The organism is Novosphingobium profundi (genome assembly GCF_020524485.1).
GTDB classification, from domain to species: Bacteria; Pseudomonadota; Alphaproteobacteria; order Sphingomonadales; family Sphingomonadaceae; genus Novosphingobium; species Novosphingobium profundi_A.
Map to the genome: position 1 here is coordinate 741620 of NZ_JAIVLF010000001.1, position 24317 is coordinate 765936.

A 24317-nucleotide genomic window follows, 5' to 3' on the forward strand; every position below is an offset into this window, starting at 1 on the left:
GTGGCAACACCCACATTCATAATCGTCCACGAAAAGCCAAGGAATACCTTGGCTTACGTGGTGATTCGCGTCCTCCTGCATCCAGCCTCATCCACCGGTGTCCGATTGGAAATGTGGGAAGGAATGTGGGAGAATTTGGGCATGGGAAAGCTCTCCGTAACCGCTGTAAAAGCCGCCACGCGACCGGGGCGATTGGGCGATGGTGACGGCCTCTACCTCGTCGTTCAGCCGGGTGGTTCGAAAAGCTGGGTCTGCCGGGTGCAGAAGCATGGAATGCGTCGCGACTTTGGCTTGGGCAGCGCCGCGAAGGTGTCGCTTGCCGATGCGCGCGAGCGAGCAAGGGAGATTCGGGGCTGGGTCGAGCAGGGGCTCGATCCGATCTTCGAGCGGCGAAAGGAGCAAGGCATTCCGACCTTTCGCGAAGCTGCCGCCAAGGTGCTCGCGAGCTATCGCAAGACCTGGCGCAACGAAAAGCATGAAGCCCAATGGTCGAGCACGCTCAAGGCCTATGCCTTCCCCCATATCGGGGATCTGCAGGTCAACGCCATCACCGGCCCCATGATCCGCAACCTGCTGGCGGAAATCTGGCTGACCAAGCCTGAGACCGCGCGGCGGGTGCGCCAGCGGGTCGGAACGGTCCTCGATTGGGCCTACGCGTCGGGCTACCGCGATTCGGAAGCGCCCATGCGCGCGGTGACGCGCGGCTTGCCGCGTCAGCCCAAGAAAGAGGGGCATTTCGCGGCCATGCCCTTCGACAAGGTTCCGGCGTTCTTGATTCGGTTGCGCGAGCGTGAGTCCTTCAGTCGTCTTGCGCTGCAGTTCGCGATCCTCACCGCCGCGCGCTCGGGGGAAGTTCGCCACGCAACCTGGGACGAGATCGACTTCGACGCCGCTCTTTGGACGATTCCCAAAGAGCGCATGAAAGCCCAGCGCGAGCATGTCGTGCCTTTGACGTCTCCAGCGCTGCGCATCCTTGAGCGTTGCAACGAATTACGGCTGGCCAATTGCCAGCTGGTCTTTCCGGGCGCGCGGCGCAATGCGCCGCTGTCCGACATGACGCTGACCAAGTTGCTCAAGGAAATGAAGGAGCCTTATACGGCACATGGCTTCCGGTCGGCCTTCCGCGACTGGGTGAGTGAGACGACCAATCACCCAGGCGATGTCGCCGAAGCGGCCTTGGCCCATGTGGTCAAGAACAAGACCGAGGCGGCTTACCGGCGCGGCAACCTCTTGGAGAAGCGACGTGGCATGATGAAGGACTGGGCTGCCTTTTGTGCGCCGCGCATGTGAGCTCGGTGAGGCAAAGCGGGCTGTGTGAAGGGCTGATGCAAGCGTTGCAGGCTGATCCGCGCCGATGGCGCGGCCGGGCTCTATTTCGCTGACGCTCAACCGAGCCACCGGCTGCGCCGCCGTCTCGTCGGCAGGGCCGTGACGATCCCTGTCAGGGGCGGGATGCGGCTCGCATCCCTTCAGCGGTCGCCGCGCTGACCCGCGCGGCGGCGTTGGCCTTTGTCGGCTCCAAGGTGACGGGGGGCGTCGCTGCCCGATAGCCCCGCCTCGACGGGGCGCAACCCGTCCGCTGCGCTCCCGGGTCCTTCACGTTGTTACGGCCTTGCAGGTGCTCCCCGCCTTTTGCCGGCGGGGCTGCTGGTTCGCTCCTGCCGCCCCCCGCTACCCTGGCGCCGGTCAATGGCGGTTGAAGGAAGGAGTGAAGGAGCATGGCCAAGGACAACCGTCAGAGCCTCTATGGAGAGGTCACGAACCGGATCATTGCCGAACTGGAGGAAGGCCGCGTGCCGTGGGTGCAGCCGTGGGACGCGGCGCGGTGCCCGGTGACGATGCCTCAGAATGGAGTAACCGGGCGAATCTACAGCGGCATTAACGTGCTGATCCTGTGGGCAGCCGGGATCGGAGGCGGCTATTCCTCGCAGCGCTGGCTTACCTACAAGCAAGCCGAGAAGGCAGGCGGCAACGTCAAGCGCGGGGAGAAGGGAACGGTCATCTGTTACGCGGATCGTTTCACGCCCAAGGACGAGGTGCAAAAGGCGCAGAGCGAGGACCGCGACGCGCGCACCGTGGCGTTCCTCAAGCGGTTCACGGTCTTCAATCTTGACCAGTGCGAAGGGCTTCCCATCGAGGCCGGTGCGGCCGCGAGCGTACCTGATCCGGTCATGACGCGGATCGAGGCCGACCGGATCATAAAGCTTTCAGGCGCGGACTTTCGGATAGGCGGGCGCGAGGCCTACTATGCTCCGGCCGAAGACTTCGTGATGGTGCCGCCACAGGTTGCTTTCCCCGATCCGATCAACTGGTACCGCACCGCGCTGCACGAACTGGGGCATTGGACCGGGCATCCCACCCGCCTCAACCGGGACCAGTCGGGCCGTTATCGCTCCTCGAAGTATGGCCGGGAGGAACTGGTTGCCGAGATGACCAGCGCCTTTGTCTGCGCCTCTTTGGGGATCGCGCCAAGCGTGCGGCATTCCGACTATATCGGTGCGTGGCTCACGGTATTGCGCGAGGACGAAAAGGCCATCTTTCGTGCAGCCAGTGCCGCCAGCAAGGCCGCCGATTACCTCCTTGCCTTCGGGGAGGATGCGGCATGATCCGGCCTCTTGCTTTCCTCGTCCAGCGTATCCGCGAGGCGTTCCTCAAGGGCGCCTTTACGGAGGTAACCGATCCCCGGCACCGGCGGTATATGCGCGCGATGGCCTCGCTTCCCGATGCCGAGCACGCGGCCTTTCGTCTGGCCCGCATCGAAGGCTTGAACGTGCCCCGGATCGCGGCCGAACTTGGTATCTCGAACGCGCAGGCCGAGACCCATCTGACCCATGCAATCGAAATGATCGCCAGTTCTCTGCGGCGTCAGGAACGCAAGGGATGGTGATATGCGCGCGGCCGGAGCCCACAGGGCCCCGGCCGCTATCATTTTGCACTTGGCAGCAAGGATGTTAGGCGCAAGTCTGTGCCCATGAAAACGAGCCTCGACCATCTCCCGGCGAACAAGCAGCGCGAGCTCGAACGCGTGGTGCAGATCGTCTTCGAGGAATTCGAGGACGCCTTCGCGCTTTCGACGCAGAACTGGAAGAAGAAGGGGCGCATCCTCAAGATCGTGCTCTACGGCAGCTATGCCCGGGGCAACTGGATCGACGAGCCGCACACCGCCAAGGGCTACAAGTCGGACTACGATCTGCTGGTGATCGTCAGCGACAAGCGGCTGACCGACCGGGTCAAGTACTGGACCCGCGTCGATGAGCGGCTGATGCGCGAATACGGCATCACCGAGAGCCTCAAGACGCCGGTCAATTTCATCGTCCACACCATGCAGGAAGTGAACGACGGGCTCGCCCAGGGGCGGTACTTCTTCATGGACATCGCCCGCGATGGCATCGCACTTTACGAGGCCGACGACAGCGAGCTGGCGACCCCCAAACCCAAGACCCCGCATGCCGCGCTGGATCTGGCGAAGGAGTACTACGAGGAGTGGTATCCTAGCGCTGTCGAGTTCATTGAAGGATACAAGTTTTATCGAGATCGGGAGAGCTGGAAAAAGGCCGCCTTCTTGCTCCATCAAGGCACAGAGGCTTTCTACCACTGTGTCCTGCTGGTCTCGACGTTCTACACCCCGCACGTCCACAATCTGGCGTTCCTGCGCACCCAGGCCGAGCGTCTCGATCCCCGGCTGGTCTACGCCTGGCCGCGCGAAAATCGCTGGCAGCGCGGCATGTTCGAGAAGCTCAAGGAAGCTTACGTCAAGGCGCGCTACTCCAAGCACTACACCGTGAGTGAAGAAGAGCTGACCTGGCTCGGCGAACAGGTCGAGGAGCTTGGCCGCGTCGTCCAGACCGTGTGCTCCGAACGCATCGCCCAGCTCGAAGAGACCGCCCGCGAAGCCAGCTGAGCGGCTGGTTTTCATTCCCTTTTAGACGCGCTCCTCGACCACGAAATCGAGCGTCAGTTGCAGCACATTCTCGTCCGCATCGGCGGCTTCAGGCTGCAGGGTTTCCTGGCCGCAAGCGAGCGTGATCCACTCGAAATTTGAGGCCAGATCGACCCGGTCACCGTCTTCGTGACGCGCGATGCGAACCTGCGCCGCACCCTCGACCGCGAGGGCAAAACGGCAGGTGAAAGCACCGTCCAGGAACGTCCCATGGATCAAGGTTCCATCCGAAAACGCCAGCGAAAAACCCTCGGCAATCCCGCGCGCCGGCACATCGAGACGTGTCTCGATATCGCCTGTCAGCAGCAGGCTTGGTTTGCCTCCACCCTCAATGTGAACACCCATGCTGCCATGCCTCCATGCGACTCGATGCGGGTACTCTAATATAGAACATAGAGCGAACATCGTGAAGGCCGCTTCCTCGGCGGGTCGGATGAGGGGAGGCAGACGGGGGTGATCGCAGGAGAGGGGGATAGGGCGTAAGGCAAGGTAAAGGCAGGTGTCTCTCGCCCCCTGCTAACTGTCTGTCTGCACATCGTTTTTGTGGGAGATTAGGCGCGCTTGGGGAACGTAGTATGCCTCCACGACGAGATTGCGCGGGAAAATCGCGTGGATTTGCACTGGTTTGGCGCGAGACATCGGTGGAGGACCTTGAAGCGTTGGGGCGGTCCTCCCTCATCGGGTCTTTTGGACCTGGAGGTGTACCTGATGGACGATGATTTCGATGTCTGGCTTGGCCATATGGGTAAGGAGCGCCCCCTTCGCCACGACCTGCGCCGCGCGGTCAACCAGGCGGGAGGGGACGGCGCCCGCAAGGCCCGGGCCCGAGGCCGGTTTACCGGCAGCCGGATCGGACGCGGATCGACCATTGGTACGGTACTGGGAAACGCCGGGCGTTTTTCCAATCCGCGCGCCCGGCGCGTGATCGTCAAAGCACGCTTCGTGAAGCTGGCGGGCAAGGGCGCCAAGGCCGCCGCCGCGCATCTGCGTTATCTCCAGCGCGAGGGCACCACGCGCGAGGGCGAACGCGGCGATCTTTACGGCCCCGATCGCGACGCGGTCGACGGCAAGGCTTTCCTCGAACGCGGCACCGGCGATCGCCACCAGTTCCGCTTCATCGTCTCGGCCGAAGACGGGGCGCAATATCCGGACCTCAAGCCACTGACCCGCGATCTCATGAAGGGCGTCGAAAAGGATCTGGGCACGCGCCTCGACTGGGTTGCGGTCGATCACTTCAACACCGGCCATCCCCACACCCATATCGTCGTGCGCGGCGTCGATGAACGCGGGCACAACCTGATCATCGCGCGCGATTACATCCGCCACGGCATTGCCGGGCGCGCGAGCGACATCGTCAACCGCGATCTTGGCCCGCGCACCGAGCACGAAATCGCGCAAGGCAATGCGCGTGAAGTGAGCCAGGAGCGCTTCACCGGGATCGACCGCCGCCTGCTGCGCGATCGCGACGAGAACGGCATGGCTTCGGCCTGGCACCGCGACCCGGCCGAGCAGGCCCTGCGTGCCGCTCGGCTCGGCACCCTCCAGCGCATGGGACTGGCCCACGAGGAGGGCAAAGGGCGCTACCGGCTCGAAGAGGGGGTGGAAGCGTCGCTGCGGACCATGGGCACGCGCCACGACATCATTGCCACGATGCACCGCGAACTGAAAGCCGCCCCGCAGGTGCTGGCGCATGACTACGCGATCTACGAACCGGGCAAGGGCCAGGAGCTGCTTGGCCGCATTCAGGCCCGTGGGCTCTCCGACGAAATCCGCGATCGCCACTACCTCATCGTCGAGGCGACCGACGGGCGCTCGCACTACGTCGATCTGGGCCATGATCTGGCCGACGGGGCGATGACCGGGCGCCTGGTCGAGATCGCGCCCAGCCGCCACGGCCTGCGCGCCTCGGACAAGACCATCATGGAGGTCGCCGAGGCGAATGGAGGGCGCTACAGCATCGCCGCGCACCAGGCTCACGATCCGGGCGCGACGCGCACCTTTGCCGAGGCGCATGTGCGCAGGCTCGAAGCGATCCGCAAGGCGACCCGGAAGCTGGAGCGCGCGAGCGATGGCAGCTGGGCGATCGGACGCGATCACACCGCGCTCGTCGAGGGCTACGAACAGGCCCGTGGCCAGCGCCGGCCCGTGCAAGTCTCTGTGGTAACCGAGCGCGACCTGACGAGCCTTGCCCGTCACGACGGGCCGACCTGGCTTGACCGCAAATGCCTGGAGCCCGGACGGCTGCAACTTGACGGTAAGATCGGCGACGAAATCCGCGACGGGCTCGCACGGCGTCAGCAATGGCTGATCGAACAGGATCTGGCCTGGCAGGAAGGGGAGGCGATGGTCTACAAACCCGACCTCATCGCGAGCCTCAAGCAGCGCGAGCTGACGCGCGTCGCCGGGCAGCTCGCGAAGGAGCTGGGCCTTGACTATTCGCAGAGCAAGGGCGGGTATCTGGAGGGCGTCTACAAGCAGCCCGTCCAGATTGGCGAGGACAAGTTCGCCGTGGTTGCGCGTTCGCGCGACTTCACGCTGGTCCCTTGGCAACCGGTGCTCGAACGTGAGCGGGGCCGTTTTGTCTCGGGGATCCAGCGGGGAGGCGCAATGAGCTGGACCATCGGCAAGGGCCGCGATCGCGGTCCGGAAATCGGCATGTAGATCGGCAGGGGCCCCAGCTGGCACCGGAGAGGTTCTGTCGGACCATGGCGTGCCGGTGCATCCTCGTACGCATGCAGACGACCAAGACCCGCCACCAGTTCTACCTGCCCGACGTTCTCTCGGCCAAGCTCGAGGTGGCCGCCGCCGCGCCCGAGAGCTCGAAGACCGACGTTCTGACAAAGGCGCTGACCGCGTGGTTCGCGGCCGAGGAGGGGCAGGTGATCGAAGCCAAGTTCGGGGCGACGCTTGCCCGTCAGGTGAAGGCCAGTGAAGCTCTCGAAAGGCAGATGGCGCATCTCACCGAAGTGGTCGGTCTGTTGGTACGCCATCAACTCACGATGACCGCGCACCATCCCGCCTTCGACGCCGAGACCCGGCACCTGGGCAAGCTTCGCTACGAGCAGTTCGTGCGCATGGCCGGTGAGCTTGCCGCCAAGGGCAAGGCATCGGGCCAAGGCCCCAAACCCGAGATCCAGCAGGAGTTCGATCTATGAGCGACAAGACCCAAGCCCCGACCGAGCCGATATCGGTGCGCATACCCGAGGCCTGTCGGCTCACCGGGATCGGGCGCTCCAAGCTATATGAGCTCATTGCTGAAGGCCGCATCGAGGTCGTCAAGGTAGGGGCGATCACCCTCGTGCCCTACGCCAGTCTGCGCGGGCTCATCGAGAAGGGCTGAACACGAAAGGAGATGAATGCCGCCGTCCACAATCTCGTCCGTTACGCCAAGGCCATGACCAATCGGAATAGTTCCGCCTGAAACACGGCATCATGCAGTGCGTCGTGATCGCCTTCAGTTTTCGGGGTCACGCGCTCTGATATACGGCTGGAGCGCGTATCGCCCCACGAGCAGCCTGTTTTACCCATATATAAGGCTTTGATGTCCAAGGCAGTGAAGCCGAACGGATTGGCTCCAGTGAACTTGTGGAAATAGTAGTTCACGAATGCCCAATCGAAGGGCGCGTTCAAGCCGACGAAGACTGGCTGGCTATCAGGGCCACAGACTTCGCCAATCCACGCTGCGAACTGACTCATCGCGTCCTGCGGTGTAAGGCCGGTCTCCTGCAGGCGTTCCAGCGACAAGGCAGACACATCAAGGGCAGCCGGCACGAACTTGTCGCTGGTCGGCTTGATCTCGCAGGAGAAGGCGGTGCCGGGCTGGTACGCCAGGCAGGCACCCAAGGTGAGCATGCTATACTCACCAGGGATCGGCCCAGCCGTCTCGACGTCGATCGAGATGAACACCTCGGTCTTTGCATCGCTCACAGGATTAGTCCTCCAGCATCGACCAAAGGCGGCCGGTTCTGGATGGCCGTCCAGTGCTCAAGGAAAGCGCGCTGCTTTTCCTTCACCGTGCCACCGGTCTTCCAGTGGTGGGCCGAGTAGGTTTTCAGGTCAAACGGCGTTTCCGAATTCTCACGAGCGGTGACCATGGTCGGGATGCGACGACCGAGCGCATACCCCAACTCGAGATAGCAGTTCGGGCGAGAGCCGGTGGTGTCGGCGATCACGAAGCTGCTGCGGTGCAGCTTTTCAAAGATGTCCTGGTCAATCCGAGAGTGGTCATAGCCCTGCACGCCGTCGATCACCGCGTACTGATAGCCCAGCTCTTCCGTCATGACCGGCTCAACTACCGTGTCGAAAAAGTTCTGCACTTCCTCGAAGTCAGGGTCGTTGGAATCAAGCAGACGCACGCCGAACGCCCGCGGCCTCTCCAAGGCTTCCAGCAAGTCAACCAAACTGTCTACGCGCTTCTGGAGACTGTCCCGCTCACCCCACCAGATGCGGTTCATCGCATCGTGCGAGCTTCCCCCGTCCGCGATCCGGAAAAGCCGGCTGCTATTATCGCCGGTCATGCCAAAATCGAACAGGCGGCGGCTCCCCTCGGACTGGCCAACTAGAGGAAGACAAAGCGGGACAACCGGGCGCCCAACCTCGTGGTAAAGGTTGGCAAGATACAGCACTCCGTCAGTCCCGCCCAACGTGATCAAGATGTCACCGTTGCGCGCCTGGGCTTCCATGCGCTTCGCCGCCATGTTCCAATGCGAAGCGTTCTCCAGACGAACCATCGATCCGGCGCACAGCTCATCCCAGAGTTCGGCGAACTGCGTCGGGATCTGGTCCCTGGTCTTATGATGCTGCACGGCAACGGCCATCGGCCCAGGAACCCCGGCAGGCCGCTGGGTGTACGCATCACGGATCGATTTCCAGATGAGCCAGTCGAAGCAAATCGGGAAACCATCGACTTCCCGATGAGGCTCCCCGTCAACCGGCACCACAAAGTTGGCGCCGAGCTTGACCAGGCGCTTGACGAGCGCAGCGACGAACTCTCGGCTCGCTTCCACGTCGGTGGCCTTCGCTATCGCCGGGTCTTTGTCGATGCTGCCGGAAATATGGATCCGACGACCAAAAAGAGGAGACCTGTGCATCACTTGTCCTCCATCACACTGGAGCCGCTGATAGTCAGCGCCGTCGACTTCAGATGATCGAACGTCAGCGGGCCGTTGGGGAAAGCGCGCGCGACGGCGGCCGGGTAGAAGCGGGTGCGGAAGTCAGAGAACGTCCAGCCCGGCTCGTCGTTGCGCGGCCCGCTGGCTGAAACGAGCTCGCTGAGCTGCTCCCTATTGAGGTTCAAACCCTGAAGGTCCATCTGAAGAAGCTGCTCACGCTCGTGATCAGTGGGACGCTCGAACTTTTCGACCACGGCCGCACGCCGACGCAGCGCCGGATCGAGGGCGCTCAGCCGGTTTGTGCACAGGATCACCGCGATACGGCCATTGAAGCGGCGCAGATCATCGATGGCCTGGATCAGCGTGTTCACCGCGACCTTGTCCTCGTGATGGCTGTGATCCTGCGCCCGAGACGCAGCAAGGCTATCTCCTTCGTCAATAACCAGGACCGCGCGGCGGCTCTTGCCCGCAGTATCGATCACCTGGCGGAAGGCTTCTGTGAGCAACGTGCCCATTTCACCAACCATGCCGGTCCCACGCACGCGGTTCGAGAGCCGGAACAGCACGCTGTCCTCCACCCTCGCCTCGGTCATGAGCTTATTGGCGATGGTTTCCGCCATCGCCGTCTTACCCGTGCCGACATCCCCATGAAAAATGACCAAAGGGTACTGGTCCGAAACCCGGTCGCAGATCGCCAGCCTCTCTCCGTGGAACTGACGGCTCCACGCCTGCAACTTGTCGCCGCTAAGCAGCAGACGCATCTGGTCATGGACACGCGCGTAACGCGCTTCGAAACCGAGAAGCGTAGTTTCCCGCGCCGCTAGTGTGGCGTCAGGGACGAGGGTCTCGCTGTCAAAAATAGAGGGCTTGCTCACTTCTTCCAATCCTTCCGCTGCAGCCCGAAGCTGTTGCTGGTGTAGTTGCGACCATCACTCCCGCTCAGGGAGGCATGGCTGGTATCGTCGTTCGTGGGGCTCCAAGAGACCTTGAGCTTGCTCTTCATGGCGTCCTTGGCATCAGCATCGTAATCCGCCGTGTACCGAAGGACGATCCGGAGCCATGCGCCAGAGACCTTATCCCAGCGGACCCCGCCTGGCCTGCTGCTGGTGAAGCTACCCGCGTCGGTATCGACGTGGTACTTGACCGCCTGAAGTTCAGTCGTGCCCTCCAGGTGGGTCACATCCACCCAGGCAAGATAGCCCTTCTTGGCGAGCTGCTCGACGTCGTGAGCGTACCGATCAGCCTCTTCGAGGGACCAAGCGCCAGTGCTCTCGGCCATCATGCGAAAATCGGCCTTCAGGCGCAGAACAACCTTTTCAACGTCGGTGGTCGTGTAGGAGGCCGAAACTGTGCGCGTCACCGTATTCATTACGAAGCCTCCGTCTTGAAAGAACGACCGAACACTTCCTTCCAGATCGAATCGTCATCCTCGGTCGACGCAAAGTGGGCGGTTTCCCAAGCCTCGTGAGCGGCGGCAATGATCTGCTTGCGCTCGTCCTCGGTGATACGGCTAGCCACATTGTTCGAGCTGCACACCGGGTCGAGAATGACGACCGGGTCATTGAAGGTCGGTCGGATGACCCTGTTCTCAGGGAACGAGATCACGTCCTTCAGGCCGGACTGCGCAATGTAGAGCAGGAACTGGCGGAACCGCTCTTCGATGCTCCCGTCCTTCCCCTGCTTGTCGAGAAGGTAGGCCATGATCAGTTCAATGGCGAAGGACTTGAGCGGTTTGAGTTCAGTGTGGTTGCGCCACTTCTTAGCCAGGCGAACCAACGTACGATAATCGCTGTCTTTGTCCTTACGGTCCTTGACGAACTTGATCTGACAAGGAGCGCAGGTCTGGACCTTGGTGCCATCCTGAACGTCGAACTGCCAGCCGTACTCCTCACGGCTCTCATCCTGGACAACTGGGACGATATCGACGCTGAGGCCGCTTTTCACGAACTGCACGGTCGCAGCCTTACGCTGGATCGTGAAGTCCTCGACCGACTTGTTAGGATACTGATTCAGAAGCAGATCGTAAATCTGCTTACTCAAGCTCTCGCCCGTTTCAGAACCGGCATCCTTGCCGCTGACGTAAAAGACAACGTCAACATCGACCGGGCTGTCAGCGGACTTGCGAAGGATGGTGTACTTGGCGAACGAGCCTGCCTTCGTCACCTTCGTGATCTTGATCTCCGTCTTGTCACGGACGTTCTTGCGCAGGCTCTCGATCAGGCGATCGACCTGCTGGTGATATTCGGTACGCTTGTCGGCGGGAAGCCGCAGCACATTGCTATCGTAGTAGCGCAACTGGGTGTCGCTGAGAGGCATTGGGAGAGTCCTTGTGAAACGGTATCGAGTGATCGTTCGTTCAAGGCAAAGCGCGGCCGTACCCCAGAATCGAGGTTCTTGGGGGAGATGCGATTGACATGATTCGCCGATACGAGTAATTTCTACATGGGCATCAAAACTATGTCCATGTACTTTCTGCGCCCATGTGAGGTTTCATGTCCGAAGAGCAATCGAAGATCAAATGGGGAGTCGAGCGCCGCCTCGAGTTCATCGAGTTTCGATTGCTCTGGGAAGACGGCATCCGTCGTTCGGACATCATGAAGATGTTCAATGTTTCAGAACCGCAGGCTTCCAAGGACCTGACGTTGTATCAGGAGATGGCTCCAGAGAACGCAACTTACGATAAAATTTCCAAGCGCTATGTCGCTGCGGACGGGTGCAAGCCCGTGTTCTTAAAGGCCGGTTCGACCGAATATCTGCGCCGTCTGCGATCTCTGGGCGAAGGACTTTTAGAGTCTGGTGAGAGCTGGATCGGCAAGCCGCCAGAGATCGATGTCGTTGTAAGTCCGACCCGCGAGGTCAACGAGACATGTCTCCACACCGTTCTTCAAGCGATCCGTGAAGAACGATCGCTGGACATCTTTTACCAATCAATGGGCAAGGAGCGTCCAACTCCAGTGTGGCGGCGCATTACGCCGCATGCGATGGGATACGACGGTTTCCGATGGCATGTCCGCGCATTTTGCCATCAGGCAGAACTGTACAAGGATTTTCTCATCCCCCGCATCTTCGAGACCCGCGACTTCGGCGAACCTGGCCAAAGCGGTAAACTGGATCGGTTCTGGCACGAAAAATTCGCGATCATCATCGCTCCGCACCCTGACCTGAGTCCGCAACAACAAACGATGGTCATCAAAGACTACAGCATGGACGCTGATGGTACGAAGAGCATCGAAGTCCGTTATGCGATGCTATATTATGTGCTCAAACGTCTCGGTTTAAATGATGCACCAGAAAATAAGGAAGCCCGCACTCAGCATATCGTCCTTCGGAATGGCGCTGAAACCAAGCAGGCGCTTGAGCAAGCTGATTGGACGCTTTGATACCGGAGAGGGATCCCCCTCTCCCCTTCGCCTCGATTGCGCCTACTGAAGCGGCTCGGCCTTAATACTCATGTCGACGCTCGCCCCATCCACCAGCAACACATCATTGTCGCCGCCCCCTCCGAACTCCTCGAACGAATGAGGAACACCGCATGACTCTGGGTCATGATATTCTGCACCGTACGCTTTTGGAACCGGACACGACCTGCCATGACAAAACTTGAAGATATCAAACCTGGCGGGCGTGTCTCTGGCGTTATGCCCGGCGGTGCCGTGGAAGTAGTCTCTGTCGAATGGATCGGCAACCAAGCTGTCAACGTCGTATATCGACAGTCGAGCGGATCGGTCGCTGAAACGACAATCTATCGCGACGATGAACATCGCCTCAATGTCCAATCCGCAGGTCGGAATTGGTCATTCGATGCCGATGGCGCTCTCTTGCGCCTGGTGACCGAGGCAAACCGGATCAAACTGGCCCATTTCTTCGACCCCTATCTCGCGATCCATACCAGCCAGGTCGATCCTCTTCCCCACCAGATTTCTGCGGTCTATGGGGAAATGCTGCCACGGCAACCGTTGCGCTTCCTGCTGGCCGACGATCCCGGTGCCGGGAAGACCATCATGGCTGGCCTCTTAATCAAGGAGCTTATCGCTCGCAGTGATCTGGAGCGGTGCTTGGTGGTCGCTCCGGGCAGCCTTGTCGAACAGTGGCAGGATGAACTGGGAGAGAAGTTCGGCCTGGAATTTGACATCCTGAGCCGAGACATGATCGAGAGCTCCCGCTCAGGTAATCCATTCAACGACTGCAACAGGATGATCGCTCGACTGGATGTCCTAGCGCGCAACGAAGAGCTTCAAGAAAAGCTCCTCAAGTCGACCGAATGGGACTTAATCATCGCTGACGAAGCCCATCGAATGTCCGCGACATTCTTCGGCAGTGAGGCGAAGTACACCAAGCGCTACCAGCTTGGGCAGAAGCTGGGGCAGGTCTGCCGTCACTTCTTGCTAATGTCGGCCACACCGCACAATGGGAAAGAACGCGACTTTCAGCTATTCATGGCTCTGTTAGACGGCGACCGGTTCGAAGGGCGCTTCCGGGACGGTGTCCATGTCGCAGACGTTGAGGACATGATGCGCCGCCTGACCAAGGAAGAGCTGCTGCGGTTTGACGGTCGCCCGCTCTTCCCCGAGCGCCGCGCCTACACAGTCAAATACGACCTCTCCCCTGAAGAGGCTGAACTTTATACCGCTGTTACGGACTATGTCCGTGACGAGATGAACCGCGTCTTGCGGTTCGCCGAAACCGATGGGCGCAAGAAGAACAACGTCGGCTTCGCGCTGCAGATCCTTCAGCGGCGCTTGGCCTCAAGCCCTGCTGCGATCTACCAGTCCCTGAAGCGTCGCCGGGAACGGCTTGAGGCAGAGCTGAGCGAAGTGCGGCTTGCGGCCAAAAGTGACCGGGCGGGCTTCGCACAGCCCAAGGTCAACCAAGACCTGCTGACCAATATGGATGAGTATGGTCAGGACGAAATCGACGAGATGGAAGACCTGATCTCGACCAGCGCTACCAGTGCCGAGACGGCCGAACAGCTGGAGATCGAGGTTGAAACCCTGAAAGGTCTTGAGGGCATGGCCCTTCGTGTCCTGCATTCCGGGCACGACACCAAATGGCAGCAACTCGACAAGATTCTTGATGATGATCTGATGCTCGATCCTGACGGGCATCGTCGCAAGCTGATCATTTTCACCGAGCCGAAAGACACGCTCGAATACCTCCGCAATAAGGTGACCGCGCGCCTCGGAAAACCTGATGCAGTGGACGTGATCTACGGGGGCGTGACGCGGGAAGAGCGCCGCAAGGTCGTCGAGCGCTTCATGCAGGACAGGGATATGCTTGTCCTCATTGCCAACGATGCGGCGGGGGAAGGCGTCAACCTTCAGCGCGGCCACCTGATGGTGAACTATGACCTGCCGTGGAACCCGAACAAGATCGAGCAGCGGTTCGGCCGTATCCACCGGATCGGGCAAACCGAAGTGTGCCACCTCTGGAACCTCGTCGCGAAAGGCACCCGTGAGGGCGACGTCTACGCGCGCCTGCTAGAAAAGCTGGAAGCCGCCCGTGAGGCTCTGGGCGGACGGGTCTATGACGTCCTGGGCGAGCTTTTCGAGGATCGCCCGCTTCGAGACCTGCTGCTGGAAGCGATCCAGTACAACGACGATGAGGACGTGAAGGCCCGCCTCTACAAGGCAGTCGACGGCGCAGTCGATCAGAGCCACCTCCTGACCCTTTTGCAGAAGCGGCAACTCACTAACGACACAATGCCAGAGGCTCAAGTCCAAGAGCTCCGGATCGCGATGGAGAAGGCCGAAGCGCAACGCCTTCAACCGCATCACATCCAGAGTTTCTTTGTCGAGGCGTTCCAGCGCCTCGGCGGACAGATCAAGCGACGCGAGGAAGGCCGGTGGGAAATCACTCATGTCCCGCTCATCATCAGGGAACGGGACCGCCAGATCGGTGGCGGAGCACCGATCCAGAAGAAGTACGAACGGATCTGCTTCGAGAAGTCGAAAATCAACCAGCAGCCGGTGGCAGCCTTCGTCTATCCGGGGCACCCCTTGCTGGACGCGGTGATCAGTATCGTCCGCGAGCAGAGCGATCATTTGATGAAGCAAGGGGCCGTGCTGGTCGACGACACCGACGACGGAACGGCAGTCGAAGCCCTCTTCCTGCTGGAGCACTCGGTTCAGGACGGGCGTCCTGGTCACGCAGGCAATGCCAGCCTTGTCTCGCAGAAGCTTCAGTTCGCAACGGTCAATCAGGCAGGCGAAATTCATGATGCCGGGATCGCGCCGCACCTGAACCTGCGGGCCGCGACACCGGAAGAGATCGCCTCTGTTCAGGCAGAGATCAGTGCCCCCTGGCTCACAGCAGACCTGGAAAGGCGCGTGGTCCAATACGCGACCATCGAGCTTGCCCAAGGCCATGTCGCCGAAGTGCGAGAGCGGCGCCTCCCCGAGATCGACAAGGTCGAGCACGAGGTCAAAGCTCGACTGAAGAAAGAGATCAACTACTGGGATTCTCGCGCGGCCGAGCTGAAGGAAGAGGAAAAAGCGGGCAAGAAGGTCCGGTCCAACTGGCGCAATGCAGAGCGCCGGGCGGAGGACCTGGCCGAACGCCTGCGCCGACGTCTTGAGTTGATCGAACAGGAGCGGTTCATCACGTCCCAGCCGCCGCGCGTCCGTGGCGGCATGGTCGTGGTCCCGAGAGGCTTGCTCCTGAGCAAGGGCAGCTCTGCCAAGCCCAATGGCTTCTCTGAAGACCCTGAGGCCCGCCGCGCGATCGAGCTGAAGGCGATGAGCGCCGTCATGGCCGCCGAACGTGCCCTTGGAAACGAGCCCGAGGATGTGTCGGCCCGCAAGATCGGCTACGACATCGCGTCCTTCGACCCCGACACCAACCACATGCGGTTCATCGAGGTCAAAGGCCGGATCGACAGCGCCGATACGGTGATGCTGACCCGGCAGGAAATCATCACCTCGCTCCACGAGCCCGAGAAATTCATTCTCGCCATCGTGCAGGTCAACGAGGGGTTCACCGCAGCCCCGAGGTATCTCCGCGGTGCGCTTGACTCGCGTGAACCGCCGTTCGATCAGAACGCAATTCAATTTAATATCAAACGCCTGCTGGAGCGGGCAGAGGTGCCATCGTGAGCCAAACATACAAGAAAAAACTGATCGAGGTCGCCCTTCCTCTCGAAGCGATCAACGCGGCGTCGGCGCGGGAGAAGTCGATCCGGCATGGGCATCCCAGCACCCTGCACCTGTGGTGGGCGCGGCGGCCGTTGGCAGCGTGTCGGGCGGTGCTGTTCGCGCAGCTGGTGGATGACCCCTCCAGCCACCCGGATCAATTCCCGACCGAAGAGGCGGCGGAGGCCGAGCGTAAGCGCTTGTTCCAGATCATCGAAGAACTGGTGAAATGGGAAAACTCAACCAACGAGGAAGTCCTGGAGCGGGCGCGGGCGGAAATCCGGCGCAGCTGCGGGGGTAAACTGCCGCCGGTCTATGACCCGTTCTCGGGAGGTTGCTCGATCCCGTTGGAGGCGCAGCGCCTGGGCCTGCCCGCCTATGGGTCGGACCTGAACCCGGTGGCGGTGATGATCGGCAAGGCGATGATCGAGATCCCCCCGAAGTTCAAGGACATGGAGCCGATCCATCCGGGCATCAAGGACCGATCCTTCTATCGCAATGCCGAAGGACTGGCCGAGGATGTGAAATACTACGGCGAATGGGTGCGTGAGAAGGCTTGGGAACGTATTGGGAAGCTCTACCCACAAGTAGAACTTCCGAAAGCGCAGGGCGGGGGCAAGGCAACAGTAGTCGCATGGATATGGGCTCGGACAGTACCGAGCCCCGACCCGGCGTTTGCCGACGTTCAGGTTCCAATAGCTTCAAGCTTCCTACTGAGTTCAAAAGCCGGAAAAGAAGCTTGGATTGAACCTAGTGTGGATCGTCAGACGAAGACGATCTCTTATAGCATAAGGCACGGCGGAACAAAGGCTGAGTTGGCAAACGCCAAGGAGGGGACCAAGGCCGGTCGCGGCGCAAACTTCCGTTGCATCATATCAGATACCGCAATCACACCGGACTATGTGAAATCCAAAGGACGATCCGGCGAGATGGGACAGACCATGCTTGCCATTGTTGCGGAGGGCAATCGGTCCCGCGTTTATATGGCTCCTGTCGAAGGACAGAGTGACCTTGCAATGTCGGCGATGCCAGAGTGGTCACCAGAGACGCCACTACCAAATGATCCTAGAAATTTCTGGACGGTAGATTACGGGCTAGACACCTTTGGGAAGCTTTTCACAAATCGGCAGCTGGTTGCATTGAATACCTTCAGCGACCTGATCCAAGAAGTGCGTGCTAAAATTGAAGCCGACGCAATTGCCAATCTATCTGCTGACGCAATACATCTTAGAGATGGCGGAAAAGGCGCTAAAGCCTATGCAGAAGCCGTAAGCGTGTATTTGGCGTTCGCCATTGATCGTCTTGCTGATGCAGGCAGCTCCATTGCCACGTGGTCATCTTCAGCGTTCATCCGCTTTACCTTTGCCCGTCAGGCTATCCCAATGACCTGGGATTTTGCAGAGTGTAACTTTTTCAGCGATAGCACCGGTAACTTCCTAGGTGCAGTGGACTGGGTTTGGAAAGCACTCTCAGGATTAGTGCCTGTTTCAAATGGCACCGAAGTTCAGAATGACGCGCAAAGCGTTCAACTTCCTGAAAATTCGGTAATCTCCACTGACCCGCCATACTACGACAACATCGGTTACGCCGACTTGTCTGATTATTTTTACGTCTGGCTCCGTCGTAACATAAAAGACGTTTATCCGAGTATTGGTAGTACTCTTGCTGTCCCAAAAGCGGAGGAATTGGTTGCCTCTCCGTATCGACATGGCGGAAAATCTAAGGCGGAAGATCATTTTCTAACGGGCATGACATCGGCAATATCAAGTTTGGCACAGCAATCTACCGCTCAGTTCCCCGCAACGATTTACTATGCATTCAAGCAGAGTGAGGTGGAGCAGGATGGTCTAAGTTCCACGGGATGGGCGACATTCTTGCAGGCTGTAATCGAAGCTGGCTACGCGATTGTCGGCACGTGGCCAGTACGAACAGAGCGATCCGCCAGGACCATCGCAACGGGGACCAACGCACTCGCCAATTCCGTAGTCCTTGTTTGCCGTAAAAAAGATGCCTCCGCCGAGACCATCACTCGTGCAGAGTTCATCCGCGCACTCAAACGAGAACTTCCACCCGGCATCACGGAACTTCAAGCTGCCAACGTATCACCGGCCGACATGCCGCAATCGGCCATCGGCCCTGGCATGGGTGTCTTTTCTCGGTACGCCGCCGTGCTTGAAGCAGACGACAGCCCGATGACGGTCAAGACCGCCTTGCAGCTGATCAACGCTCAGCTCGACGAGTTTCTGAACGACCTGCATGGCGAATTCGATGCCGAGACCCGCTTCACCGCGACCTGGTTCCAGCAGCACGGGTTCGACAAGGGCGAGTATGGCACCGCCAACAGCATCGCCACGGCGCGCGGCATCTCGGTCGAAAGTGTCAAACATGCCGGGATCGTCGAAAGCTCGGCCGGGAGCGTGCGCATCTTCAAGCGCGACGAGATCGACCCAGAATGGGACCCCGAGACTGATGATCATTTCACGATCTGGGAGGCTTGCCAGCACCTGATCCGCACGCTGGAAAATGACGGCGAGTATGCGGCGGCGGAACTGCTGAAGAAGATCGGCAGCGAGCGGGCCGAAACGGTCAAGGACCTTGCCTATTACCTCTACGACGTCTGCGGCAACAAGCGCCAAGATGCGAAGGAGGCGACCTCCTACAACGGCCTGATCGCCGTCTGGACAGATTTGACCCGGCTGGCGGCCACGATTCACGTGTCCGACAAGAACCGCCAGACCCGCATGGATATTTGAAGGTGATCTGAGATGGCAAAAAGTACGCGCCAATATGTGTTCGAGGGGATGGAGCATATGCAGAAGGGCCTTCAGCCCTTCGTGATGCAACGTCTCGAAGCGGGGATAGGCAAGGGATGGCCGCAGGACGTGATCTCGCGCTTCCCCGAGTGGCGGCCGGAATCCAACGGCAAGTTTACCCCGGATACGCAGAAGCTTCTGAAGATCATGGAGCGTCTCTGGAACGAGGCGTTTCGCGACGTTCTGGACCGGACGCACCGCTCGATCGTCAACGAGCTGATCGACGTCCGCAACAAGCTTGCCCATGACGGCAAGTTCTCTTACGACGATGCGGAACGGGCGCTGGACAGCATGCGCCGCATCCTCGACGCGGTGAGCGCCGGGGACAGCGCCGACGAGATTGGCAAGATGCGGGAGTCGATCCTGCGGACCAAGTTCACCGAGCTTGCCCGGAACGAGGAGCGCAAGAAGAGCAGCTCCACGACGATTTCGACCGAGACCGTTTCGGGCCTTCTGCCCTGGCGGGAAGTGGTGGAGCCGCATCAGGACGTGGCGACCGGCGAGTTCCAGCAAGCCGAGTTCGCGGCCGACCTCGCCAAGGTCCACAAAGGCACAGCGGCGCAGGAATACTGTGACCCGCGCGAGTTCTTCAGCCGGACCTATCTGACCGAGGGCCTGAGCGCCCTGCTCAAAGGCGCGGCCAAGCGCCTGTCCGGGGCCGGTGGTGATCCGGTGGTCGAGCTGCAAACTAACTTTGGCGGCGGCAAGACGCATTCGATGCTGGCGCTTTATCACATGGCTGGGCAAACCCGTGTCGGCGATCTGCCGGGCCTCGATCAGCTGCTGTCGCGCAACGGGCTGGATGTTCCCGATGAGGTCAATCGCGCCGTTCTGGTCGGGACGTCACGCGGCCCGCAGGACGTCATTACCCTGGAAGGCGGACAGGTCATCAAGACGACTTGGGGGGAGCTTGCTTGGCAGCTTGGCGGTCAGGCTGGCTTCGACATGATCGCGGAAAATGATGCCCGCGGTATCGCGCCGGGCTCGAACCTGCTGGAAGAGATCTTCAACAAGTTCTCGCCCTGTCTGATCCTGATCGACGAATGGGTCGCCTATCTGCGCCAGATCTACAAGATCGAGGGGCTGCCGTCCGGTTCGTTCGACGCGAACCTATCCTTTGTCCAAGCGCTGACCGAGGCGGTGAAAGCTGCACCGCAAACGCTGCTGGTCGCTTCTTTGCCTGCCTCTCAGATCGAGGTCGGCGGTGAGGGTGGGCAGGAAGCTCTGGCCCGTCTGAAACAGACCTTCAGCCGTGTCGAAAGCTCTTGGCGACCGGCATCTCAGGAAGAAAGCTACGAGATTGTCCGGCGGCGTCTGTTCAAGGAAATCCCGAGTGATAATTATCGTCATCGCGATAACACCCTGAAGCAGTTCGCGAAGCTGTATCGAGAGAGCCCGAATGACTTCCCGCAGGGCTGCGCCGACGAAGACTATCGCCGGAAGCTGGAGAAAGCCTATCCGATCCACCCGGACCTTTTCGATCAGCTCTACACCGCTTGGGGGTCGCTTGAGAAATTCCAGCGGACCCGTGGTGTTCTGCGTCTCATGGCCCAGGTCATTCATGAGCTTTGGATGTCCGGCGATCCTTCCGTCATGATCATGCCAGGTAGCGTGTCCATCAGCTCTGAACGCGTGGAACCCGAGCTTCTGCACTATCTGGACCCGTCGTGGCAGTCGATCATTGCGGGCGACATTGATGGCACATCTTCAACACCGTACAGGGTCGACCAAGCTGCGCCGAACCTGAACCGCTACTCGGCCACGCGCCGTGTAGCCCGCACGGTTTTCATGGGAACGGCCCCGCTGCACTCTCAGGAGAACAAGGGGCTCGATGACAAGCAGATCAATCTCGGGGTCGTGCAGCCCGGAGAGAAGATCGCAATCTTTGGCGACGCACTGCGCCGCCTGACCAACCAAGCTAAGTTCATGCATGGTGAACTTGGTCGATACTGGTACTCGATGTCCGCGAGCCTCAACCGGGTGGCGGCAGATCGGGCAGGACAACTTGAGGACGCGCTTGTCCTTGTCGAAATCGATAAGGCTCTGTCGACCTACATCAACGGCATTGCAGATCGTGGGAACTTCGATGCCGTCCAGGTTGCCCCGGACAGCTCCGCAGCTGTGCCAGATGAGGCGGGCGGTGTCCGTGCCGTGGTTCTTGGCGTGGCGCATCCGCACAGTGGCCGAGACAACTCGGATGCGATGACGGAAGTGAAGGACATCCTGCTTCAACGAGGCTCAACGCCGCGCGTTTATCGCAATACCTTGGTTTTCCTGGCTGCAGACGCCCGTCAGCTCGACAACCTGAAAGACGCCATGCGCTCTCTCTTGGCATGGGATGGGATCGTTCGAGATGCGAACAGCGGACGCCTGGACCTCAAATCCAGCGAGATGTCTCTCGCCAAAGACAAGGCTCAAGAAGCCAAGGAGACCGTTCAGACCAGGCTCAAGGAAACGTGGGCTTTCTTGATCTATCCTTATCAGGACAGCGCGCAGACCGACGTCGGCTTCTCATCGGCCCGCATTCCAGCTCAGGATGGCCTCTTGAGCCGGGCAAGCAAGAAGCTCGTCAGCGAGGAAGCTCTTCTTCCCGAGATTGGCCCGGAGCGCCTGAACCGTGAGCTAGAAAAATACATCTGGAACGATCGCGACCACCTGCATCTCAAGGACCTGTGGGAATACCTGAACCGGTATACTTACCTGCCCCGCCTGAAAGATCGAGATACCTTGATCCGCTGCGTTCGTTCTTCGATAGCGCAAATAGTGGCGGGCCCCTTCGCGTATGCTGAAACTTTTGATGAAGCTCAGAGCGAATACCGTGGTCTTTCCATCGAAAACGCAGGAAGCGCAGCCATCACGATTGACGCCGACAGCGTCATTGTAAGACCGACTGTTGCTGAAACCGCGAGAGCAAAACAGGTGCTAAATCAAGCGGAAAGGACAACCAGTACCTCGGTAACTTCATCTGGTGCCCCAGTCTCGCCGACAATAGTCGACGGGGAGCGTGAAGGCGGTGGCACTGTCCCAGGGGGGGCAGCCCCCGAAGCTCCCAAAGACCCAACTAGGTTCCAAGGCACTGTCATGATCTCGGCTGACCGCCCTGCGAGAGATATGGCCCAAATTGTTGAGGCCATCGTGGAGCAACTGACAACGGTCCCTGGCGCCGAGGTCACGCTGCGGTTGGAGATCGATGCTGAGGTACCTTCTGGCCTAGATCGGTCGAAGGTCAGGACGCTGACCGAAAACGCTTCAACATTGGGTTTTATCGACAAGGTGATAAACTGACCACCTTGTCGGGCAGAGGAACGCTTTTCGTGTCGCAACGGTCGCGGTTGGTTATTCAGCTGCAAACAATGCTTCTACGTCCGAGAGTGGGAGGAACATGCGGAGGTTTTGTTTCGGCAGCGAGGTGAACCCGTACGAGCGATAAAGTTGCGTCCTTCGTTTAACTTCGCTTGGTGAGCCACAATCGAGTACATCCAGAAGGACGACGCGAATGCCGATCGCCTCGGCTGCGCGTACGATGCGTCTTAGGCAGTCAACGAGGAGGTCGCCTCCGTAGCCCCGGCCCTGATAGCGGCTGTCGACGCCAATCATGGAAATGAAGGCGGCAGGGATCGTTCCATGACCCGGGCGGTCCCGTCTGAATTTCTCGGGTAGGTTTGCGTAGTGGATCGAATGGGCGTTAAGGGCGTAGAAGCCGACGATCGATCCATCTGGCTCAGTCAGAACGTGAACCCGTATGTTACCGGCGCGGGCGAGCTTGTTCGCCGTGCGCTTGAAGAAGTTGTCGACCTGTTCAACGCCACATGAAAAGGCCGCTCGATCGTGCCTGGACGGATCGAGCGGCTCAATAATGAACTTCGCATTTGCCCTAGTGTCGGTCACTTGCTCTCGATTGTCTCTTTGTGACGGGCAAAGGCTGCGCGCAGTTTGTCAGTCGGCGCAGGGGGGCGATCTAGCGCGGCAAAAAACGCTTCGTGATCGACTGCGCTTAGCGTCGTGCGTTCATGGGTCGAGATCGTCTCCATTGCGGCACGATACGCAGCGTTCATTGTGAAGACGGAATCATCCACCCCTGAAAGCGCAGCGGCTTTCTGGATGGCGTCCTTGATGCGCGGCTTGGTGCGAAACGACATGCGTTCGGTGCTACGTTCATCGATTGAACTCGTCACGTCGTTGTGTGCCAGCATGGCGACCTCCTTTAAGGAAGTTAATGTACGCCGATGTGGCGCATATGTCAATATTGTGTGCCGTAGCGGCGTACAAGGTGCCGTGAAATTCACGGGCCAAAGTGGTGATGGGAGGTCGTTGACGAATGCCTCTGGACTTGCTCGTCGATGATCGACATACTCACTAAATCACCGGAAAAATTAGATGTTCTGAGTGCATGAGGTAATAAATGTGGGAAATCGGCGTGGGGCGATTTGAATAGGTGAAAGCTTTCAGGGCCTTATATTTTGTCCTGCAAGTCCCTCCCGCTCCGCCATTTTCCTGATCGTCGATGTTCGCGATTGCCCGCTAAAGGGCAGACTTCGGGGGTTTTCCTTTTTCGGTGCCCAAGGCTGTTCGCACCTGACCGGGGCTTGCCAGTGTCTAGGCTTAGGGTCGGTCGGCCAGGTGGCGATGAACACTCAGGTCAAGTCCGGCGCCGCGCCGGTCAGATAATTCGACCATCGCTGCATGAGCTTTCGGCGCTTCTCCAGCGCGGGCATCGAGGAAGTGGGGGACGGGGAATGATGCAGGGGCAAGCATGGCCCGTCCAAGCGCCGCCAGTGGCGAAAGGTCTACCTTGGGGGGGGCGTCGGATCGCTTGAGATCCGCGCCATCGAAGTGATTGGAAGCCGGGTCGGCGATGCCCCCATGCTACGGGAACTGCTGGAGCAGATCGCATGCGATCAAGCCATCGCGATCGTCAGCGCCGATGGCGCTTTTGACACCAGGGCCTGTCACGAAGCGATTGCCGCCCACGATGCCTGTGCCGTCATCCCCGCTCGCAGCAACGCGCAAGCATGGTCCGAGAGTTCGTCAGGCCTTGCGGCCCGCAAGGAGATCGTTTGCTCAAGACGGCAACTCAGCAGGGCAATCTGGAAACGAGGGAGCGGCTATCACCAGCGCAGTTTCGTCGAGACGAAAATGCATTGCTTCAAGCTGCTGGGGGATCTGATCTCGGCCCGAGACTTCGATCGCCAGGTCGGCGCGATTACATTCGCGCGGCTATCATCAACCCATTGCCTGCGCTCGGTAGGCCCAAAACTCAGCGTGTCGCGCGATCGATGCCTTCAAAGGCAACTGCTGCCCTGTGGCCGATTTGCGCATCAAAGCC

General features: G+C 59.9%; 19 protein-coding genes and 1 pseudogene. 12 read left to right on the top strand and 8 right to left on the bottom strand.

What is annotated here, in order from left to right:
• Positions 1-57: 57 nt before the first annotated feature.
• The 4 genes from LC060_RS03225 to LC060_RS03240 all read left to right on the top strand — a co-directional run bounded on the left by LC060_RS03225 (position 58) and on the right by LC060_RS03240 (position 3901).
• A complete protein-coding gene (locus LC060_RS03225; protein ID WP_413465083.1) occupies positions 58-1290 on the top strand; it encodes a tyrosine-type recombinase/integrase in 1233 nt (410 codons plus the stop codon).
• Between the two features lie 428 nt (positions 1291-1718).
• The gene (locus LC060_RS03230) at positions 1719-2606 is read left to right on the top strand and encodes an ArdC family protein (protein ID WP_226632652.1); all 888 of its coding nucleotides are present in this window, start codon (positions 1719-1721) and stop codon (positions 2604-2606) included.
• Complete coding sequence (locus LC060_RS03235; protein WP_226632654.1) at positions 2603-2887, top strand: RNA polymerase sigma factor; 285 nt, start codon at positions 2603-2605, stop codon at positions 2885-2887. The genes LC060_RS03230 and LC060_RS03235 overlap by 4 nt, the downstream gene beginning before the upstream one ends.
• Before the next feature lie 84 nt (positions 2888-2971).
• Positions 2972-3901 carry a HEPN domain-containing protein gene (locus tag LC060_RS03240; RefSeq protein WP_226632655.1) on the top strand — a complete coding sequence of 310 codons (930 nt, stop codon included), beginning with the start codon at positions 2972-2974 and terminating at the stop codon, positions 3899-3901.
• Between the two features lie 21 nt (positions 3902-3922).
• Here LC060_RS03240 and LC060_RS03245 read toward each other — a convergent pair whose 3' ends face one another.
• Positions 3923-4285 carry a hypothetical protein gene (locus LC060_RS03245; RefSeq protein ID WP_226632657.1) on the bottom strand — a complete coding sequence of 121 codons (363 nt, stop codon included), beginning with the start codon at positions 4283-4285 and terminating at the stop codon, positions 3923-3925.
• Between the two features lie 363 nt (positions 4286-4648).
• Here LC060_RS03245 and LC060_RS03250 point away from each other — a divergent pair, with 363 nt between their 5' ends.
• The 3 genes from LC060_RS03250 (at position 4649) to LC060_RS03260 (ending at position 7280) form a co-directional block, all read left to right on the top strand.
• Positions 4649-6601 carry a DUF3363 domain-containing protein gene (locus tag LC060_RS03250; protein WP_226632659.1) on the top strand — a complete coding sequence of 651 codons (1953 nt, stop codon included), beginning with the start codon at positions 4649-4651 and terminating at the stop codon, positions 6599-6601.
• A gap of 71 nt (positions 6602-6672) precedes the next feature.
• Positions 6673-7095, top strand: coding sequence for a CopG family transcriptional regulator (locus LC060_RS03255; RefSeq protein WP_226632661.1), 423 nt, complete (start codon positions 6673-6675; stop codon positions 7093-7095).
• On the top strand, positions 7092-7280 hold the full coding sequence (locus tag LC060_RS03260) for a helix-turn-helix domain-containing protein (protein WP_039392855.1): 189 nt from the start codon (positions 7092-7094) through the stop codon (positions 7278-7280). Before LC060_RS03255 ends, LC060_RS03260 begins: the two co-directional genes overlap by 4 nt.
• A gap of 41 nt (positions 7281-7321) precedes the next feature.
• On the opposite strand, the gene LC060_RS03265 is transcribed toward LC060_RS03260, so the two are convergent.
• From LC060_RS03265 to LC060_RS03285, 5 genes are read right to left on the bottom strand one after another with little or no spacing between them, the layout of a single operon-like run.
• Positions 7322-7867, bottom strand: coding sequence for a 3'-5' exoribonuclease domain-containing protein (locus tag LC060_RS03265; protein ID WP_226632663.1), 546 nt, complete (start codon positions 7865-7867; stop codon positions 7322-7324).
• The gene (locus LC060_RS03270) at positions 7864-9030 is read right to left on the bottom strand and encodes a hypothetical protein (RefSeq protein WP_226632665.1); all 1167 of its coding nucleotides are present in this window, start codon (positions 9028-9030) and stop codon (positions 7864-7866) included. Before LC060_RS03270 ends, LC060_RS03265 begins: the two co-directional genes overlap by 4 nt.
• The gene (locus LC060_RS03275; RefSeq protein ID WP_226632667.1) at positions 9030-9926 is read right to left on the bottom strand and encodes an AAA family ATPase; all 897 of its coding nucleotides are present in this window, start codon (positions 9924-9926) and stop codon (positions 9030-9032) included. Before LC060_RS03275 ends, LC060_RS03270 begins: the two co-directional genes overlap by 1 nt.
• On the bottom strand, positions 9923-10420 hold the full coding sequence (locus tag LC060_RS03280; RefSeq protein WP_226632669.1) for a hypothetical protein: 498 nt from the start codon (positions 10418-10420) through the stop codon (positions 9923-9925). Before LC060_RS03280 ends, LC060_RS03275 begins: the two co-directional genes overlap by 4 nt.
• Positions 10420-11367, bottom strand: coding sequence for a CBASS oligonucleotide cyclase (locus LC060_RS03285; RefSeq protein ID WP_226632671.1), 948 nt, complete (start codon positions 11365-11367; stop codon positions 10420-10422). The genes LC060_RS03280 and LC060_RS03285 overlap by 1 nt, the downstream gene beginning before the upstream one ends.
• A 176-nt stretch (positions 11368-11543) precedes the next feature.
• On the opposite strand from LC060_RS03285, the gene LC060_RS03290 reads away from it, so the two are divergent.
• The 4 genes from LC060_RS03290 to LC060_RS03305 all read left to right on the top strand — a co-directional run bounded on the left by LC060_RS03290 (position 11544) and on the right by LC060_RS03305 (position 22276).
• Positions 11544-12431, top strand: a complete 888-nt coding sequence (locus LC060_RS03290; RefSeq protein WP_226632672.1) for a WYL domain-containing protein — start codon at positions 11544-11546, stop codon at positions 12429-12431.
• 210 nt (positions 12432-12641) lie between these two features.
• Entirely contained in the window at positions 12642-16142 is a 3501-nt protein-coding gene (locus tag LC060_RS03295; RefSeq protein ID WP_226632675.1) for a protein NO VEIN domain-containing protein, read from the top strand.
• Entirely contained in the window at positions 16139-18931 is a 2793-nt protein-coding gene (locus LC060_RS03300; RefSeq protein WP_226632676.1) for a DUF1156 domain-containing protein, read from the top strand. Before LC060_RS03295 ends, LC060_RS03300 begins: the two co-directional genes overlap by 4 nt.
• 12 nt (positions 18932-18943) lie before the next feature.
• Positions 18944-22276 (top strand): DUF499 domain-containing protein, encoded by a 3333-nt coding sequence (locus tag LC060_RS03305; RefSeq protein WP_226632678.1) that lies wholly within the window; start codon positions 18944-18946, stop codon positions 22274-22276.
• Positions 22277-22327: 51 nt separating this feature from the next.
• Here LC060_RS03305 and LC060_RS03310 read toward each other — a convergent pair whose 3' ends face one another.
• Both LC060_RS03310 and LC060_RS03315 read right to left on the bottom strand, forming a co-directional pair.
• Positions 22328-22879, bottom strand: a complete 552-nt coding sequence (locus LC060_RS03310) for a GNAT family N-acetyltransferase (protein ID WP_226632680.1) — start codon at positions 22877-22879, stop codon at positions 22328-22330.
• On the bottom strand, positions 22876-23184 hold the full coding sequence (locus LC060_RS03315) for a DUF1778 domain-containing protein (protein ID WP_226632682.1): 309 nt from the start codon (positions 23182-23184) through the stop codon (positions 22876-22878). The genes LC060_RS03310 and LC060_RS03315 overlap by 4 nt, the downstream gene beginning before the upstream one ends.
• A 511-nt stretch (positions 23185-23695) precedes the next feature.
• Between LC060_RS03315 and LC060_RS03320 the strand changes: the two are divergent.
• Positions 23696-24258: pseudogene (locus tag LC060_RS03320) on the top strand (IS5 family transposase); the annotation flags it as partial.
• Positions 24259-24317: the final 59 nt, after the last annotated feature.

What these genes read in the sequence shown, in the direction of transcription:
- LC060_RS03230 (WP_226632652.1), top strand. Translation starts at nt 1,719, where the DNA reads ATGGCCAAGGACAACCGTCAGAGCCTCTATGGAGAGGTCACGAACCGG.
- LC060_RS03235 (WP_226632654.1), top strand. Translation starts at nt 2,603, where the DNA reads ATGATCCGGCCTCTTGCTTTCCTCGTCCAGCGTATCCGCGAGGCGTTC.
- LC060_RS03240 (WP_226632655.1), top strand. Translation starts at nt 2,972, where the DNA reads ATGAAAACGAGCCTCGACCATCTCCCGGCGAACAAGCAGCGCGAGCTC.
- LC060_RS03245 (WP_226632657.1), bottom strand. Translation starts at nt 4,285, where the DNA reads ATGGGTGTTCACATTGAGGGTGGAGGCAAACCAAGCCTGCTGCTGACA.
- LC060_RS03250 (WP_226632659.1), top strand. Translation starts at nt 4,649, where the DNA reads ATGGACGATGATTTCGATGTCTGGCTTGGCCATATGGGTAAGGAGCGC.
- LC060_RS03255 (WP_226632661.1), top strand. Translation starts at nt 6,673, where the DNA reads ATGCAGACGACCAAGACCCGCCACCAGTTCTACCTGCCCGACGTTCTC.
- LC060_RS03260 (WP_039392855.1), top strand. Translation starts at nt 7,092, where the DNA reads ATGAGCGACAAGACCCAAGCCCCGACCGAGCCGATATCGGTGCGCATA.
- LC060_RS03270 (WP_226632665.1), bottom strand. Translation starts at nt 9,030, where the DNA reads ATGCACAGGTCTCCTCTTTTTGGTCGTCGGATCCATATTTCCGGCAGC.
- LC060_RS03280 (WP_226632669.1), bottom strand. Translation starts at nt 10,420, where the DNA reads ATGAATACGGTGACGCGCACAGTTTCGGCCTCCTACACGACCACCGAC.
- LC060_RS03285 (WP_226632671.1), bottom strand. Translation starts at nt 11,367, where the DNA reads ATGCCTCTCAGCGACACCCAGTTGCGCTACTACGATAGCAATGTGCTG.
- LC060_RS03290 (WP_226632672.1), top strand. Translation starts at nt 11,544, where the DNA reads ATGTCCGAAGAGCAATCGAAGATCAAATGGGGAGTCGAGCGCCGCCTC.
- LC060_RS03295 (WP_226632675.1), top strand. Translation starts at nt 12,642, where the DNA reads ATGACAAAACTTGAAGATATCAAACCTGGCGGGCGTGTCTCTGGCGTT.
- LC060_RS03305 (WP_226632678.1), top strand. Translation starts at nt 18,944, where the DNA reads ATGGCAAAAAGTACGCGCCAATATGTGTTCGAGGGGATGGAGCATATG.
- LC060_RS03315 (WP_226632682.1), bottom strand. Translation starts at nt 23,184, where the DNA reads ATGCTGGCACACAACGACGTGACGAGTTCAATCGATGAACGTAGCACC.